The organism is Corynebacterium casei LMG S-19264 (assembly GCF_000550785.1).
Classification (GTDB): Bacteria; Actinomycetota; Actinomycetes; order Mycobacteriales; family Mycobacteriaceae; genus Corynebacterium; species Corynebacterium casei.
In genome coordinates this window covers 1752621-1767603 of sequence record NZ_CP004350.1, presented here as the reverse complement: position 1 = coordinate 1767603, position 14983 = coordinate 1752621, and the positions used below count along the sequence as shown (strand labels likewise).

Genomic DNA, 14983 nt, shown 5'->3' with positions numbered 1-14983 from the left:
AAAGGCTTGGCGGATATTGTTGACGAACCGGAACCGCGCAGGATCTCCAATGTCTTTCTCCGGAGCGGCAGGATATTGGTGATGCATTTTAGCTGTGAGTTTGACCTTTGGCTGGGATTCTAAATTAGAAAATCAATGCGACGAGCTGGAAAATTTGAAATTGAACTAGTCAGGGGCGAAACCTGCAAGCTGGAGGGAATTAGAGGAGAGTTGAATACCGATGAATGTTTGGGACGACATTTCTGACACCATTGAAGAAGCTGAAAATCTAAAGGTGCGGGCAAAATTCATGCGCGCAATTCGCGATGAAATCAAGAGCCGGGGCTGGCAGCAGTCAGATGCTGTAGCTAACCTGGGGCTGACCCAACCTCGAGTGTCTGCTCTAATGAACGGAAAGATTAGCCAGTTCCGCCTGGATGCGTTGGTAAATATTGGGGCCAAGCTTGGCGTCCATGCAGAGGTGGTCCGGAGAGGCTAGAGCTCCATGGTGATGTGCAGGATGCCGTCTTCGAGGAAGACATCGCTGACTGGTGTGAAGCCGAAGGAGCCGTACCATTTTTGTAGAGGTGCTTGGGCATCGAGCACCACCTTGGAGTTGGGGTCTAGCTGCTTGCATCGGTCCAGGGTGTAAGCGAAGAGTTCGCGGGCGATGCCGGTGCCTCGGTGATTCGGGGAGGCGACAACGCGGCCGATTCGTAGAGCGTCGTCGTCGTGGAGAATGCGGGTAGTGCCGGCAAGTTCGCCGTCGACAGTGGCCCAGATGAGTTCGCAGTCGGGCTCGAGGTCGCGGCCGTCGAGCTCAGGGTAGGGGCAGTTCTGCTCTACGACGAAGACATCGGTGCGCAGTTTGAGTACTTCGTACAAGGTGATCGGGTTCATCTCTGCGATGTTGCTGCTGTTGAACTCAGTGCTCATGTCGTGCTCCTAGAAGTTGATTGGGGCGAATGGTTGCATTGGCAAAGACTTTACCGGGGGATGGTATTGATGATTGTTCGCGCTTGGGTGAGGTGGTGGATCCTGTTTAGGCTTCGTTGTGGCGCGTTAGGTTCCAAGTTATATTCAACTCAGTTACCTGCGGATATGGAAATTCTCTAGGCTTTTAAGAATCAATATTTGGGCAAGGGCTTGCGCATCTTCAAAGCGGTGCTATAGTAGTTATCAGTAGACACCCTGCCCCATTCGAGAATCCCCCCCGAGTTTCGAACAGCGCGCGCGGGGTGTCTACCCATTTTCACACTTATACGGCTCCCTCGCTGCGGCGGGGGAGCTTGTTTGTTGCCTAGGCTTGAGCCATGAACAGCACGGAGAACATGGACTCATTTGAAGGCACGTGGGGCAGTCCGGAACCAGGCGAGCCGCACCTGCAGTTTGCCGCCGATGGAACGGTGGTTGGCAGTGATGGATGTAATCGGCTGATGAGGAAGTGGACGCTGGAGGACGGTGTTATTTACTTCCACCAGATGGTGTCCACGATGATGTACTGCGAGGGCATGGACACGTGGCTCCAGGCCGCAGCGTCCGCACGCCGGCAGGGTGAAACGCTACAGGTCTTTGACCGTGCCGGCGTGCAGATTGGTGTGCTGCCGAGAAGCGCCTAAGTAGTGGCCAACGTGCGCGGCTCAGTATGGACCATGGACTCGGAGTTGGGCAGGGCGTCAAGGATGGCGGCTTCGAGGGCGTCAGCAAGCTCATGCGCGTACTCAACAGTCCAATCACCAGGCACCGTCATGGTCAGATACACCAGCCGCTGACGGCCAGAGGCCACAGTGCGCAGGTCCTCAATGCCCACGCCGTGCTGCGCTTCAAACTTGGCAAGCACGTGCTTGAGAACATCCACGTCCTCCGGCGGAAGAGCCTCACTAATGAGATTGCTCAACGAAGACTTGAGCAGCTTATATCCCATCCACAAAATGTTGACGCCAACCAGCAGCGCGATAACTGGGTCCAGCCACACCCATCCGGTGAGAGCGACCGCTGCGATGCCGGCGACGACGCCGACGGTGGTCCAGACATCCGTTAGTAAATGATGTCCATCGGCATTAAGCGCCGCCGAGCGATAGTGCTTGCCCGCCCGGAGCAAAGCCAAGCCCACGCCCAAGTTAATCAGCGTTGCCACGATGGACAGGAACAGACCCACACCGACTTGCTCCAGGGGAGTGGGATCTAAAAGACGACCAATAGCCGTGTAAATGATCAAGGCGGCGGCCACGAAAATCATGGCACCTTCCACCAGAGCCGAGACATACTCGGACTTGCCGTGGCCAAAGTTGTGGTTGGCATCGGCAGGCTTTGCGGCAATACGGATAGCGATAAGCGCCACGACCGCCGCGATGAGGTTAACACCGGACTCTAGGGCATCCGAAAGGAAACCCACCGAGCCGGTAAGAATAGCCGCGCCGCTTTTCAGCGCGATAGTCAAAATTGCAGCAGCGATGGACAAGAGCAGGAAGCGTTCAATGATCTTCTGCTCTTTTGCATGATTTGTCATTGCGAGACCTTATGCAAAACGGGTGCCGGGAGAGTTCCTGCCCGACACGAGGAATACGGGCAGAAGGTCTCGTTCGCTCAACGCTGTGAGCTGGTGGCCGGGCTTTCGCCAGTATGTCGACCACTCATCGCCATAAAATATGGGTGTGAACTACTCCCCTTCGAGGGCACTACTTTACACGGGCGGGGTAGAGATGCAAAGGGTTAACTTCTGAAGCTGTATGCCTGGGTAGGGTAGGCATTATGACTGAGCAGACGCAGAAGCAGTTCCCACAAGTAGTAGGCGACGTTGCCGAAATACTCTCCGCGCCTGCCGATGCCTCCGGCTCGATTTGGAAGCTGGAACCGCACACCCGCGGCTTGGACTGCAACATCATCGCCATCGCACCCGGGGAAGAAATCTCCCGCCACGAAGGCCCCGACCTAGATGTGGTGATTGTGGTCCTGGACGGATCCGGTGTGCTGGAGACCGAAACCGACTTCATTGACCTGGTAAACGGCTCCATGGTGTGGCTACCGAAGCTGTCCGTACGCCGCTTTGTTGCAGGGGAGAATGGCTTGCGGTACTTCAGCGTGCACACCCGCAAACGAGGCCTTCAGATTGGCCGGCCACCGGCCCGCGACTAGGTCAGGTGTTCGGTAGAATCTGCCGCATGGTTAACAAACCGCTCGCCCGCGCCCGCCTTGTCACCCAAGGTGTTGCGACGCCCATTGATGTTGGTGTGGATGCCGGAACACCGGAGCATGCCCAGGCGATTGCTGCCCGTTTCGGTGCAACCCAGGGCCAGGACTTTCCCGGCGCGATTTCTTCTTTGGCCTACCGCATGGGCACCGCCGGAGCGGTTAACGCGGTCGACGCAGTTAACGCGGTGCGCGAAGCTTTTAATACCGGGCTTATCGTGCGTGGCTATCCCATGCGCGGCACAGTCTTTGTGACAGCTGCCAAAGACCTCGCCTGGATAACCCAGCTCTGCGGTGTGCAGAACCTCAAGTCCATGGAGCGAAACCGCCCCAACTTGGGCCTAGACAACTCGCACGTTGACCAAGCGGCAGAAATTGTTCACGAAACTGCCGGTGCGCGCGGCGCCACCCGCGCCGAGCTTTTTAAAGCCTTTGAAGCAGCCGGCATCCCCATGGGACCCGGCAACGGTTACCACCTCGTGCGCTCCATGCTGCACGCTGGCACCGTGGTCTACGGACCGATTGCCGAAGAATCCACCCGTGTTGAAAACCATGTGATGCTCGCGAAAGACTGGCTTCCCGCCGGCACCGACCTTGAAGGCACCTTCAACGGTGACCAGCACGCAGCAATTACCGAACTGCTCCGCCGCTACCTGGATAGCCACGGGCCCGCGACTCTGCGCGACTTCGCCTGGTGGTCCAAACTACCCTTGGGCAAAATCCGCAAAGCCTTTGCTGACATTGCATCTAACTACGTCTCCTGGCACGCTGTGACGGGCGCGCCGGGCAGTACTGCTCCTGGCGAAGAACTCTGGGTGCGCGAAGACGCCCTAGAACTTATTGCTGAACACGAAAAGGATGCAAACAAGCCGAGCCTTCTGGCAGCCTTTGATGAAATCATCCTGGGCTACCAAGACCGCATGTACATTGTCCCCGAAGACCACCATGCTGCACTAGTACCGGGTAACAACGGCGTATTCCGCCAAGCGGTGTACGCCTCTGGCGAAGTCGTGGGCTTTTGGAAGAGGCAAGGTGCTGCTTCCAAGCGCAAGCTGGTCATCGAAGAATTCAAGCCGCTGAGCACCACCCGCGCAAAGCAGGTGCAGACGCGGTTTAAGGCCTATCCGTTTGCCAGTGCTTAAAGCGGACTAGAAGAGGTAGACCGCTGCACCGATACCGCCGTTGCAGGTAATCAGATCATCCTGGCCGGTTACGCACTTCATGTCATAGTCCTGCTTGGTCACTGGACTATGCGCATTGACGGTGGTTGGCGTGAAATTACGCAAGTTATCTTTCGGGGTGGCGTCTCCGATGAGCTCGGCGAAGACCTCGCCCGCGAATTCACAACTGGTGTTGGGGCCTACGGCCAGTGCGCGGATACCGTAGCCATCGCCCATCATGCACAAGGTGGCGTCACGCTCACCAAGTTTGAATGAGTCGCCTTGGCCGGCCTTGCCATCTTTGAACTGGTCATAGACCTGGCCGTACAGCGCCTTGGTCGCAGGAGGATCATTGTTGACTTGATCAGATTCTGCGGCGCCGGCCAGCGCAGGAACACTCAGCCCCGCGGCAACAATGCCAGCGAGCAGAATCTTTGAAGTCTTTCGCAATTCCGTGTTCATAACACCTTAGGGTATGCCATCAAGCTGGCAACCAGGCTTCTTTTGGGTAACGGCGCGGCGGCGTTTCCGCAAAGCTTGATTCCACTTTTGCTTGTGCGAAAACGCCTATTGGCCGTGGGACTATCCCGCTGGTGCGGGACTCGCTTTTACTTTAGGTCCTAGCTGATCTTGCGGAATCCAATCGGATCGTCGGTAGAAACCAGCAACTTTGCGGTTTGTCCGATGAGTTGGCAATGCTCTGGTGCACCAGGTACTGCGCCTTCAAATAGAGTCACCTTAATTTCTCGTTCGGTCTCTTCAAGGTCGACTCGATAACCTGAGCACTTGAGGTCTCCAGCGTTGAAGGTTACGGCAATCTCTTTCTCTCCCGTAGGCAATGCAGAAATCCACTCCACGGGCATTTCATCAACGAGGTTTTCCGAGGCTTCAATGACATTGACGTTGTTCGAAGAAGATGCGCTGCTGGAGCCAAGATCTATGTGCGGGGACATAACTCCTAGCGACCCCAGAATGGCAATAATCGCTCCAAAGGTTCGAGACAAAATCGAGTTACTGCTACCAAAAAGTTTCATGACCCTAGTTCCTTAGGAGTTTAGAAGTGCGGATAAACAGAGAACTTGCCATTGCGGATCATGAAAGTATCCCGATGTCCTGCTTACCCCGATTTCAGTGGCCGTCTGACCACCGTATACACGATAGCACCGCGGATCATTTGTTTCTAGATAACAAATGATTCATTGAGTTTATCACCTCCTAAGGGAGGAGTTCGCGCTGTCGAGGCGATATAAGACAGTGCAACTTACAATCCATTGAGCCAGTTGAATTTTGATTCGTACGATCCCGAGGTGGGTGGGTAACGGCGCGGCGGCGTTTTCGCAAAGCTTGCTTTTGCTATTGCTTGTGCGAAAACGCCTATTGGCCGGGGGACTATCCCGCTGGTGCGAGATTGGTGCTGGTTTAGTACATGTAGACGACCGCGTTGTCGCCACCTACGCAGGTGATGAGATTGCGTTCATCAGCAGCACAGTCCATGGTGTAGGCGCGATTGGTAGTTGGGCTTCCGGCCTTGACTGTTTGTGGCATGCTGTCGCGGACATTGTCCTGCGTTGGATCGGTGTCACCGGTGGTTGCCATCATGACATTCTTGGCAAACTCACATGAGGTATTCGCACCGGCAGTGACAACATTGAGCCCGTAGCCATCGTCGTGGACGCATAGTTCGGTTGGCTGGCCATCGATAGTAAATGTGTCACCGATGTTGCCGTTGTTGCGCATCTCCTCAGCCATTATGTTTTGAAATTCTTCGGCGGACTGATCTGGTTGCTCAGGCTGTTCCGGCTCTTGTGGTGTTTCACCATCTGGCGGTGGAGGAGTGCCGTCACCTGAAGGGGCAGTGCCTTCCGCGGCTTCTGTTACACCGTCGGCGCTGTCATCGGAGCCGTCGGTCTCAGTTGGGGAATCGGTGGCTTCTTCTGTGACTTCTTGAGTAACAGTGGTGGTTTCAGCGGCGTTTTCTGAGGTTGCCGCAGCTTCGTCATCGGCAGGTGCACCGCAGGCACCCAAGGTGAGCGCTGCAGCAGCAGCGAATGTAGCAAACGTGCGTTTCATGATGAGGTCCTTCCTCTTGCTCCCATGGGAGCGCGACGGATGTCTCTTCTGTGTGTAGTTTGCGGGGCGCCTCGAAGATCTCGCCGGGTGGAAGTCAGTTGATTTCAGCGTCCCTACTTAAAACATCGCATTCAATTCCCGGGGCGTTAACACCGGACACATAAACGGAGTTGATGCGATAGTGCGTTCGCGCCGACGGTCTCCGTGGCGCCCAAGTGTATCGGCCCAAAGTAGAAATGCTTCTGGTTAGACTTAAACTTTATGGAACCGAGACTCTTCCGTGCCATCAACGTTGCAGCCTGGGCACATGCTGGGCAGATGCGTAAAGGCACTGAAATCCCTTACATTTCGCACCCCTTTGCTGTCATGCATCTGGTCAGTCAGCAGCCCGGAGTAGATGAAGATACGGTCATTGCTGCGCTACTACATGACGTTTTAGAAGATGTTCCGGAACGCTATTCCCAAGAAGATATGGTTCGTGATTTTGGCTCTGTAGTAACGTCTTATGTCCAGATGGTTTCTAAGGATAAATCACTTCCATCCTGGCAAGAACGTGCAGATGACTATCTAATCCGTCTGCGTTCGGCTCCATTTTCTGCACTCGTGATTATTGCATGCGACAAGTTTCATAACTTGGGTTCCATCATGGCGGACTATGAAAAGCACGGCGAAGCATTATGGGATCGTTTCAATTCTGGAAAGCAATCACAGCACTGGTGGTACCAGACAGTGTACGAAACCCTGGAAGAACGCTTACGTGAGATGCCAACAGCGGAGCTTCCAATTCTGGAGGAGTACCGCAAACTTGTGGACGAATTTGAGAAAACCTTGTCGGGCGGAGCATCCAGGCAAGATTGAGTGCAACAAGCGGCTGAAGCCTAAGCGCGGATCCATTGAAGTGCGATTGGGCATTTGCTCGATGAGGTATTCCGCACGGGGGTGGTGTGTGCGGTTAGCGGACGAAGTTGTGCGGGAACGATCGTACTTTAAATTCAACAAGCACAATCACATCCAGTGTGCAGGTAAAACTCAAATCTAAATGGATTAAGTAGTGACCATCAGGGGCGAAGTTGCACTGAGCGTGGCCCCTCACGCGAAGTGAATTATATGCGTCAATTCACAAAATTGTTAAAATCGCCAAGTTGGAAAACTGTTGGCCATTCAGGTGCACCCGTGAATGACAACTGCAAAATTTTAGAAAGGGGCCGCCTTGGTAGCCGCCCATACACTCATCGCGATCGTCGTGGTCGTATTGCTCATTATTCGTTTCAAGGTGGATCCAGTCATCAGTCTGGTGCTGGGTTCTGTCTACTTGGGTCTTGCCACAGGTGTTGGCCTTGGTGGAACCATTGAAGCCATCACTATCGGTTTCGGCGAAATCATGATTGAGGTCGGTCTGCTGATCGGCTTCGGCGTTCTTATCGGTGCATTGATGCAATCAACCGGTGCATTTACAAGACTTGTCAGAGTCTTAGTCCATAAAGTCGGTGCACATCGCCTGCCATATTCCATGGCCTTATTGCTGTCCATGATCATGCCCTCAATTTATGTTGACGTGCAGGTTGTTCTAGCTGCACCTGTTGCACGCTCCGCAGCACCGGCACTGGGCAAGCGTGGTATTCCGTTGATGGCTTCAGCTATTGGTACCGGTATTTTCTCCGGTTACGTGTTTGTTGTTCCTGGTCTTGCTGCCATCTCCATTACTGGTTTGATGGGCATTCCACTGGGTAACTGGTTGCTTTTCGGCCTTGTCCTAGGGCCACTGACTGCCGTGCTAACCACGTTCGTCATGAAGATGATGCTGCGTACCACCTACTGGAAACCGGAATCAGATGAGGATGAACCGCTAGCCACCGAGTTTGCAGAGGTTGCTGTTGGTGAAGGTCAGGCGGAATCTGAGTCTGGATCTGCGGGAACCGTGGGCTCGGCTGGAGCTGGCGATAACGGTGGTACTGGTACTGGTGGAGCGACTCCGGATGGTGGTGCGGAGAGTGAGCAGTCGAATGCGCGTGAGTTGCCATTGTTCGTGCTGTTCCTGCCAATTCTGGTGCCGCTGTTGCTTATTGGCTTCGGCGCGTTTGCTGGCTTGTTTGGCTTTGCTAACCCGGTCATTGAGTTCTTTGGTGATGCAAATATCGCACTGTTTATCGGTCTGTTGGGCGCATACATCTTGTCTCGCGCCACCGATGGAAATGAGACCACTGGTGATGCAATGCAGTCTGGTTTCAGCACTACTGGTGAGATTCTTTTGATTACCGGTATTGGTGGCTCCCTGGGTGCAGTCATTGGTGCCTCTGGTCTGGACCAGGTTCTGGAAGATCTGTTTACTGCAAATGAGAACATGCCTACCATCGCCATCATCCTTCTGGCATGGTTTGTGGCCGCAGTTCTTCACTTGGCCATTGGTTCGGAGCGTGTCAAGTATTTTGTGTGTGGGGCTTTCGGGGTTAGTGATTTATAGGTAGTTGGTGAATCGTTCGGGGTAGGCCACGGCCATTTGGTTGATGGCTTGTTTCCAGTTGGTGACCTTTCTGCCTTCGATGAGTCTTCCGCTGGTAGCAGCAGCTTTCTTGCCCTGTTTTGCGCGTTTAGCCGCGCGTTTATCCTCAATATTGCAGATCATCAACCACAGCGTCTTAATCGCGGAATCATCATTGGTAAATTGCACGCGGTTACGGGTAGCTTTACGCAGCTCGTTATTCATCGACTCAATCGAGTTTGTCGTATAGATGACCTTTCTGGCCATCGGCGGGAACTGCAGAAACGGCACGAAACGCTCCCACGCATCCGTCCAGACCTTGACTGATTGGGGATATTTCTGGCCCAGTTCTGAGTCGGCGAATTCATCCAACGCTGCACGTGCGGTTGCCTCTTCAGGCGCGGTATACACCTTCTTCAACGCCGCAGATACGGTCTTACGATCGCCATAGGCCACCCACCGGTTTGCTGCACGAATCAAATGCACCACACAGGTCTGCACCATCGAATCCGGCCACGTTGCTTCCACCGCTTCCGGCAGGCCTTTCAAACCATCGCAGCAGACAATAAACACGTCCTGGACTCCACGGCTTGCCAGGTTCGCGCACACATGAGCCCAGAAGGAGGCGCCTTCTTCTTTCGCCAACCAGATACCCAGGATGTGTTTGATCCCGTCCATATCCACGCCGATAGCCAAAAAGGCGGACTTGTTAACTACTCGTCCACCGTCGCGAACTTTGATACGCAGGGCATCTAAGAAAATTACGGGGTAGAACTCGTCTAGCTGACGGTTTTGCCAGATCATGACTTCATCTAGCACCGCATCAGTCACTGCGGAAATCGTTTCATGCGAGATATCAACCCTCATGACCGTGGCCATATGATGCTGGATATCGCGCACTGTCATGCCACCGGCATACAAACTGATGATCATGTCATCGACATCGGTTAACCTGCGTGAGCCTTTCGGCACCATCGTGGGCAAGAACGTGCCCTGCCGATCACGTGGGACGGTGACATCGACCGGGCCGTAGTTCGAATCAACCTTTTTGACATAGGAGCCGTTGCGATAATTATCGCCACCACCGGCCGCTTTGGCCTCACGATCGCCTTTGGAATAACCCAGGTGGGCATCCATTTCGGCTTCCAAGCCACGGGTGACCGAAGCTTGCAGTAATCCCCGGACTAGGTCGTTGGCGTCCGTTGCTGTGGTTCCCAGCTCGTCAATGAGCTTGGATATCTCCGGGTTCGCGAGCAGTTTCTGCTCGATCGCTTTAATCTTCGCGGAATCTTCCGGATCTCGTTTCGCCACAGAATCCATTATGGTTTATCTCCTTCATGTAAGGGAAACCCCTCACACACAAACCATTAGACACTCTCTTGGTTCGGTCTCTGTTGCTGCCATTGCCGCGGCCGGCATCATCGCACCAATTCTTAGTGCTGTTGCCGTCAGCCCAATCGCGATGGGTCTAGCCATCGCCTCTGGTGCACTATTTGCACTGCAGGTCAACAGTAACTTCTTCTGGATGTTCAAGTCCTTGCTTGGTCTGACTACCAAGGGAGCACTAAAGACGATGACAATGGCGACCACCTTGTCCTCGGTCATCTCGCTGCCGTTCGTAATGATTCTGGCGCCGGTTATCCCCGCCTAGAATTTTGGTCTGTTAAGGGCGCTCTTGATACTGGAGTGCTGAAAATAAAGAAACTGCTCACCGTACATAGCGTGTGGTGAGCAGCTTTCTATTGGTCCTACTATTCGACCTTGAGCGGGATGATGGCGGGATAGGTGCGAGCATCGATGTCGATCTCCGAGATGGCTATCTCAACGCCGAAGGTGGACTGCAGGTTCGCAGCAGTGATGACATCCTTCGTTGAACCAAAGTGCGGAGGTTTAGAAGGACGTAGCAGAAGGGCGGAGGTGGAGATTCTTAAAGCGTGAGCGGGGTAATGCGTATTCATGATCACTAGCAGCCCGCGAGCTTTAGCCAGTGACTCAAGTAGATTAAGGACTATAAGCTGGTTGCGAAAGTCCAAACCGGTTTCGGGCTCATCCAGAACCATGATCTTTGGATCACCAGCTAGCGCACGGGCAATAAGAACCATCTGGAACTGCCCACCGCTCATCTGGCCGCACAGCTTGTCCGCAAGATGAGAAATTCCGATTTCCGCCATGACGGCCTCGGCAATTTCACGATCTTTAGGGCCAGGTTGAGACATTAGTCCAAGGCGCGCTGAACGGCCGATTGTGACCATATCCAGTCCCGTTAGGGATAAGGCACCAGCATTGCGAGCCTGAGGGACATAAGCGATCTGGCTCCATAGCTCTTGTGAGCGCAAGGTGGAAATATCACGGCCATCAATGAGTGTCTTGCCGCTGGACCACGGCAGCAGGCCAAGCATGCAGCGCAGCAGCGTAGTCTTACCAATTCCATTTGGGCCAAGGATGGCAAGGAGTTCACCATCGCTCATAGACACATTGATGTCCTGTAAAATGGGACGTGAACGGGTGTAATAGAAACTACCGTCAATAATTTCAATCATGACCAACCACCACCGGTTTTGCGCAGCAGATAGATGAAGAACGGTGCACCAACCAGGGCAGTCAGCACAGAAATGGGGATTTCTGCCTCCGAAACGGAGCGGGCCAGTGTGTCAATGAGAACGAGGAACATGGCACCCAATAGGAGACTGATGGGGACGACAAATCGGTTATTGTTACCGCATATCATTCGCGCGCAATGGGGGATGAGCAAACCTACCCAGCCGACTTGGCCGCACATTGAAACGACAGACGCGGTGGTTAATGTAGCAGCTACAATCACCATTCCGCGGACGAGCCTGACGTTCATGCCGGCCGCTCGAGCTTCATCATCACCCAAAGCCAAGATGTTCAGCCGCCAGCGCAGCACCAGGATTGTGATTATGCCGAGCAGGATAAACGGTGTGCCTATTGCGAGGCTGCGAAGGTTTGCACCCGCCAAGCTTCCCATCAGCCAATACGTGATTTGTGGGAGTTTCTCATTAGGGTCAGCGACATACTTGAGGATAGAAATGACGGCGTTGGCCAATGCTCCGACAATCACACCGGACAAGATGAGCATGACGATGCCGACGCCCTTCTTGCTCTTTGCAATCATGATGGTGAGAAAGATGGTCCCAATTCCCGCCACGAGCGACATCAGTTGCATGCCGATCAATGGCAGGTTCCACAAGATTCCTAGGACGGCCCCTACGGACGCCCCGGCGGTGACACCAAGGGTGTCTGGGGTGGCCAGAGGGTTACCGAAGAGACTCTGAAAGGCTGCCCCAGAACACGCGAGCGCGGCGCCCGCGAGTGCAGCTAGCAGAATTCTTGGTAGCCGTAGATTGAACACGATTGAATCGATCGGTTCTCCGAAACTCATTCCGTAGATGCGATACCAAAACGAGTTGTAGATATCTGACCAACTCAACGTATAGCGTCCAAGCATCAGGCTAAGCAGCATCACTGCAACCACACCTAACGCCAGTGCCACTAATGTTGAACGCCGCAGTCGGCCGTCTTTCACCGCAAAATTGTTCATTGTTGTTTAGTTCTATGAATCAGATCCGCGAAGAATCTCCTCGGCTTTTTGCTCACTGAGCTCATAGCCGTACATTTCCTGGTAGTAGTCCTGCACCACCTGCGTGAGGTCGACATCTTCAAACTGTTTAGGGTAGATAGTTGCGCCGATCCAGTTGGCGATTACAGGTGCATCCGGGTTAGGCGTGAACCAGCTCCACAAACCAAGTTCATTGGAGTAAACATTGTTCTCTTGCGCCGCGCGGAGACCACTGAGGTCGAGACCTTCGGCGGTGCCATCAATGACTTCATCGACCGTGAGGTTGGCTTGGCCGGCACCTCCAACGAAGACGAAGTCCGGGTCCCACTCGAAGACTTGCTCGGCCGTGACTGGAGTTAGTGGCTGATCCGCACCGACGGCGGCGTTTTCCGCGTTGGCAGTTTGCAACCAGTAGTAGCCGAAGAATGGCGGCTCACCAGCAACGCGCATCGTTCCGTCAGAATAGTTGAAGATAATCATCGCGTTGTGACGATCCGCGTCTGCTACTGTTGCGGTGCGTGACTGGGCGTCAGCGACAAGCTCGGCCCCGTAGTCAATCTTGTCGTCCATCCTGCCTGGCTCCTGGAATACTTCCTCCAAAAGATTAAGCCACTCCGTGTAGACAACGGCTGGATCGCCCTGTGTAGAAAAACCGACGGCGGGGATGCCAGCTGCCGCAAATTGTTCACCGTGCTCGGTATTGTTCGCGTTGTAGAAGACGACATCTGGATCAAGATCCAGCAAGGACTCGACATTGAGCTCGCCATCAGCGTAGTAGCCAGTTTCCACGTCGAGGAGCTCGGGCGCCATGTCGGCGACAACGGTATCTTCCAACGCCGTGACTACAGATTGAGACATTCCAACCATGTATGGAGCTGCCCCATCGTGGTATGCCAAATAGGTTGAAGCGATAGGGATTTCATCGACGGCTACGCGTTCGATATCGGTAGGGATTTCGACCTCGTTGCCCGTGTGGTCTGTGATGGAGACAGTTTCTGCCACGGGTGTGGCTTCGTCTTCTTCCGGGGCACTACACGCAGTGATGCCAAGCGCTACGGCGATGAATGGAATGAGAGTGCGGGTTTTCATTATTACGGAACTCAGTTTCTTAGATTTCTAATGGTAAAAAAGTGACGATGACATGGGAGGGCTCTATCGAATGCACTGCGTGGGGGACATCCGCGGGAAGTTGCAGCATTCCACCGGCATCCAGACGGTACGGTTCGCCTCGCACGAGGAAGTCGATGGAACCGTGGGGAACCTGGACGAGGATCGGCGACGAGGTGGCATGTTCTTTCAGCTCGATATCAGCATCGAAAGAAATGTGCGTGACGCGACCCTTCGATCCTTCAAACAGTCGTTTGGCTGAGTATGCGCCCTCTTTAATTGGGTTGTTTCGATTAAGGTTTTCTACACCTGCGGTAATAACTGTTGCTAATTGTGAATCCGACATGAAGCTCCTTTTCAGGGTGACTAGTATCATGACCAGTAAAACGGGTCACGTGTTAGGCTTGCCTTTGCTAACCAAAATAAGTATTCACGGCGCAGTCTGATTTGTCTGTTGCCGTGGCAACGCAAAGGAATCTCACATGGCAACCCAAACTGGAGGCGACGTTTCAGCCTTGATTGGTTCGTTGTCCCCAGCAGTCTTTCGGGGCTTTGATGAAGAAGAGATTGCGCGTGTTTCACGCTGCCTAGGCGTTCAGTTCAGAAGCCTCGGAGATGGGGAAATTCTCGCCCGGACTGGTGAACGGCGAGAGAATATCGGCATAGTCATTGAAGGTGCGGTGCTAGCCCGCAACATCGATGCGGACGGTGATACCTTGTTGCTCGACGTCAATCGACGCGGCGAGGTATTTGGAGCCGATATTTTGTGGACCGACGATAACCGGACTCACTACACGGTTTCGGCGTCTGGTGACTGTCTGGTTCTGTTGGTTGGGATGGACAAGATTCTCCATGCTGAAGGGGCGTTATGCGAGCTTCGCACGCGCGTAGTTGAGAACCTGTTTTCTGTGATGACTGAGAAAAACCGCAAGATGGAAGAGCATTTACGTCTGGTGTCCTTAAAGTCGCTGCGTGGCCGACTGCAGTATTTCTTGCGGTCAAAGGCGCAAGAATTTCAGTCCTCGACTTTTACTGTTCGGCTGAGCCGTCAGGAGATGGCAGACCATCTTCATGCTGATCGTGCTGCGTTATCGCGCGAACTCTCACGTATGAAAGCTGATGGGTTAATTGACTACTACCGCAATAGCTTCCGTCTCATGGACGGTGATGCTGTGGTCACTGCCGCCGACTTTGCATTACGTCCTACTGCCTAAGTCGTAGTGGGATTCCTCGGGTTAGTTTACTTCGGTGGCGGCGTTGCCGATGAGTTCAGCTAGTTCCTCGGGGCAGGACCACATTGGCCAGTGACCGGTGGGAAGATCGATGAGCTCCACGTGGTCAAGCTTCGGTACTTCTGTGAACATGGGGTGGTTGGCCGCAGCGAGTTCCATGATTTTTGCGCTTGCCATTGAGGTGCAG

General features: G+C 53.9%; 19 protein-coding genes. 8 read left to right on the top strand and 11 right to left on the bottom strand.

The genetic code is table 11. The annotated features are described in order from the left end of the window. Positions 1-220: 220 nt before the first annotated feature. Positions 221-478 (top strand): helix-turn-helix domain-containing protein, encoded by a 258-nt coding sequence (locus CCASEI_RS08135; protein ID WP_025387647.1) that lies wholly within the window; start codon positions 221-223, stop codon positions 476-478. Here the strand turns inward: CCASEI_RS08135 and CCASEI_RS08130 are convergent. Then, entirely contained in the window at positions 475-915 is a 441-nt protein-coding gene (locus tag CCASEI_RS08130; RefSeq protein WP_025387646.1) for a GNAT family N-acetyltransferase, read from the bottom strand. The genes CCASEI_RS08135 and CCASEI_RS08130 overlap by 4 nt on opposite strands. Before the next feature lie 377 nt (positions 916-1292). Between CCASEI_RS08130 and CCASEI_RS08125 the strand changes: the two genes are divergently transcribed. Further along, positions 1293-1598, top strand: a complete 306-nt coding sequence (locus tag CCASEI_RS08125) for an META domain-containing protein (protein ID WP_025387645.1) — start codon at positions 1293-1295, stop codon at positions 1596-1598. Here the strand turns inward: CCASEI_RS08125 and CCASEI_RS08120 are convergent. Continuing rightward, positions 1595-2488, bottom strand: coding sequence for a cation diffusion facilitator family transporter (locus CCASEI_RS08120; RefSeq protein WP_025387644.1), 894 nt, complete (start codon positions 2486-2488; stop codon positions 1595-1597). The two genes, CCASEI_RS08125 and CCASEI_RS08120, sit on opposite strands and share 4 nt — an antisense overlap. A 242-nt stretch (positions 2489-2730) precedes the next feature. Between CCASEI_RS08120 and CCASEI_RS08115 the strand changes: the two genes are divergently transcribed. Both CCASEI_RS08115 and CCASEI_RS08110 read left to right on the top strand, forming a co-directional pair. Next, entirely contained in the window at positions 2731-3114 is a 384-nt protein-coding gene (locus tag CCASEI_RS08115; protein ID WP_006823104.1) for a cupin domain-containing protein, read from the top strand. A gap of 26 nt (positions 3115-3140) precedes the next feature. After that, positions 3141-4310, top strand: coding sequence for a winged helix DNA-binding domain-containing protein (locus CCASEI_RS08110; protein WP_025387643.1), 1170 nt, complete (start codon positions 3141-3143; stop codon positions 4308-4310). Between the two features lie 6 nt (positions 4311-4316). Here the strand turns inward: CCASEI_RS08110 and CCASEI_RS08105 are convergent, their stop codons facing one another. The 3 genes from CCASEI_RS08105 to CCASEI_RS14425 all read right to left on the bottom strand — a co-directional run bounded on the left by CCASEI_RS08105 (position 4317) and on the right by CCASEI_RS14425 (position 6398). After that, the gene (locus CCASEI_RS08105) at positions 4317-4790 is read right to left on the bottom strand and encodes a hypothetical protein (protein ID WP_025387642.1); all 474 of its coding nucleotides are present in this window, start codon (positions 4788-4790) and stop codon (positions 4317-4319) included. Between the two features lie 158 nt (positions 4791-4948). Then, positions 4949-5281 carry a hypothetical protein gene (locus CCASEI_RS14430; protein ID WP_025387641.1) on the bottom strand — a complete coding sequence of 111 codons (333 nt, stop codon included), beginning with the start codon at positions 5279-5281 and terminating at the stop codon, positions 4949-4951. Between the two features lie 466 nt (positions 5282-5747). Further along, positions 5748-6398: a hypothetical protein gene (locus CCASEI_RS14425; protein ID WP_025387640.1), complete on the bottom strand. Its 651-nt coding sequence runs from the start codon at positions 6396-6398 to the stop codon at positions 5748-5750. 261 nt (positions 6399-6659) lie between these two features. Between CCASEI_RS14425 and CCASEI_RS08090 the strand changes: the two genes are divergently transcribed. Together CCASEI_RS08090 and CCASEI_RS08085 are read left to right on the top strand one after the other, a co-directional pair. After that, on the top strand, positions 6660-7256 hold the full coding sequence (locus CCASEI_RS08090) for an HD domain-containing protein (RefSeq protein WP_025387639.1): 597 nt from the start codon (positions 6660-6662) through the stop codon (positions 7254-7256). A 352-nt stretch (positions 7257-7608) separates the two neighbouring features. Next, positions 7609-8859 carry a GntP family permease gene (locus CCASEI_RS08085; RefSeq protein WP_025387638.1) on the top strand — a complete coding sequence of 417 codons (1251 nt, stop codon included), beginning with the start codon at positions 7609-7611 and terminating at the stop codon, positions 8857-8859. Here CCASEI_RS08085 and CCASEI_RS08080 read toward each other — a convergent pair. Then, positions 8854-10197, bottom strand: a complete 1344-nt coding sequence (locus tag CCASEI_RS08080; protein WP_025386927.1) for an IS256 family transposase — start codon at positions 10195-10197, stop codon at positions 8854-8856. The two genes, CCASEI_RS08085 and CCASEI_RS08080, sit on opposite strands and share 6 nt — an antisense overlap. 1 nt (position 10198) lies before the next feature. On the opposite strand from CCASEI_RS08080, the gene CCASEI_RS15035 reads away from it, so the two are divergent. Beyond that, on the top strand, positions 10199-10528 hold the full coding sequence (locus tag CCASEI_RS15035; protein WP_025387637.1) for a GntT/GntP/DsdX family permease: 330 nt from the start codon (positions 10199-10201) through the stop codon (positions 10526-10528). Between the two features lie 100 nt (positions 10529-10628). Here the strand turns inward: CCASEI_RS15035 and CCASEI_RS08070 are convergent, their stop codons facing one another. The 4 genes from CCASEI_RS08070 to CCASEI_RS08055 are packed head-to-tail and all read right to left on the bottom strand — an operon-like array spanning position 10629 to position 13910. Continuing rightward, the gene (locus tag CCASEI_RS08070; RefSeq protein WP_038574555.1) at positions 10629-11417 is read right to left on the bottom strand and encodes an ABC transporter ATP-binding protein; all 789 of its coding nucleotides are present in this window, start codon (positions 11415-11417) and stop codon (positions 10629-10631) included. Next, positions 11414-12439 (bottom strand): FecCD family ABC transporter permease, encoded by a 1026-nt coding sequence (locus CCASEI_RS08065; protein ID WP_025387636.1) that lies wholly within the window; start codon positions 12437-12439, stop codon positions 11414-11416. The genes CCASEI_RS08070 and CCASEI_RS08065 overlap by 4 nt, the downstream gene beginning before the upstream one ends. Positions 12440-12451: 12 nt before the next feature. Then, on the bottom strand, positions 12452-13546 hold the full coding sequence (locus tag CCASEI_RS08060) for an ABC transporter substrate-binding protein (protein WP_025387635.1): 1095 nt from the start codon (positions 13544-13546) through the stop codon (positions 12452-12454). 19 nt (positions 13547-13565) lie between these two features. Continuing rightward, positions 13566-13910, bottom strand: a complete 345-nt coding sequence (locus tag CCASEI_RS08055; RefSeq protein WP_025387634.1) for a cupin domain-containing protein — start codon at positions 13908-13910, stop codon at positions 13566-13568. 136 nt (positions 13911-14046) lie between these two features. Between CCASEI_RS08055 and CCASEI_RS08050 the strand changes: the two genes are divergently transcribed. Continuing rightward, positions 14047-14778: a Crp/Fnr family transcriptional regulator gene (locus CCASEI_RS08050; protein WP_025387633.1), complete on the top strand. Its 732-nt coding sequence runs from the start codon at positions 14047-14049 to the stop codon at positions 14776-14778. A 21-nt stretch (positions 14779-14799) separates the two neighbouring features. Here CCASEI_RS08050 and CCASEI_RS15460 read toward each other — a convergent pair whose 3' ends face one another. Continuing rightward, the gene (locus CCASEI_RS15460; protein ID WP_225868389.1) at positions 14800-14973 is read right to left on the bottom strand and encodes a hypothetical protein; all 174 of its coding nucleotides are present in this window, start codon (positions 14971-14973) and stop codon (positions 14800-14802) included. Positions 14974-14983: the final 10 nt, after the last annotated feature.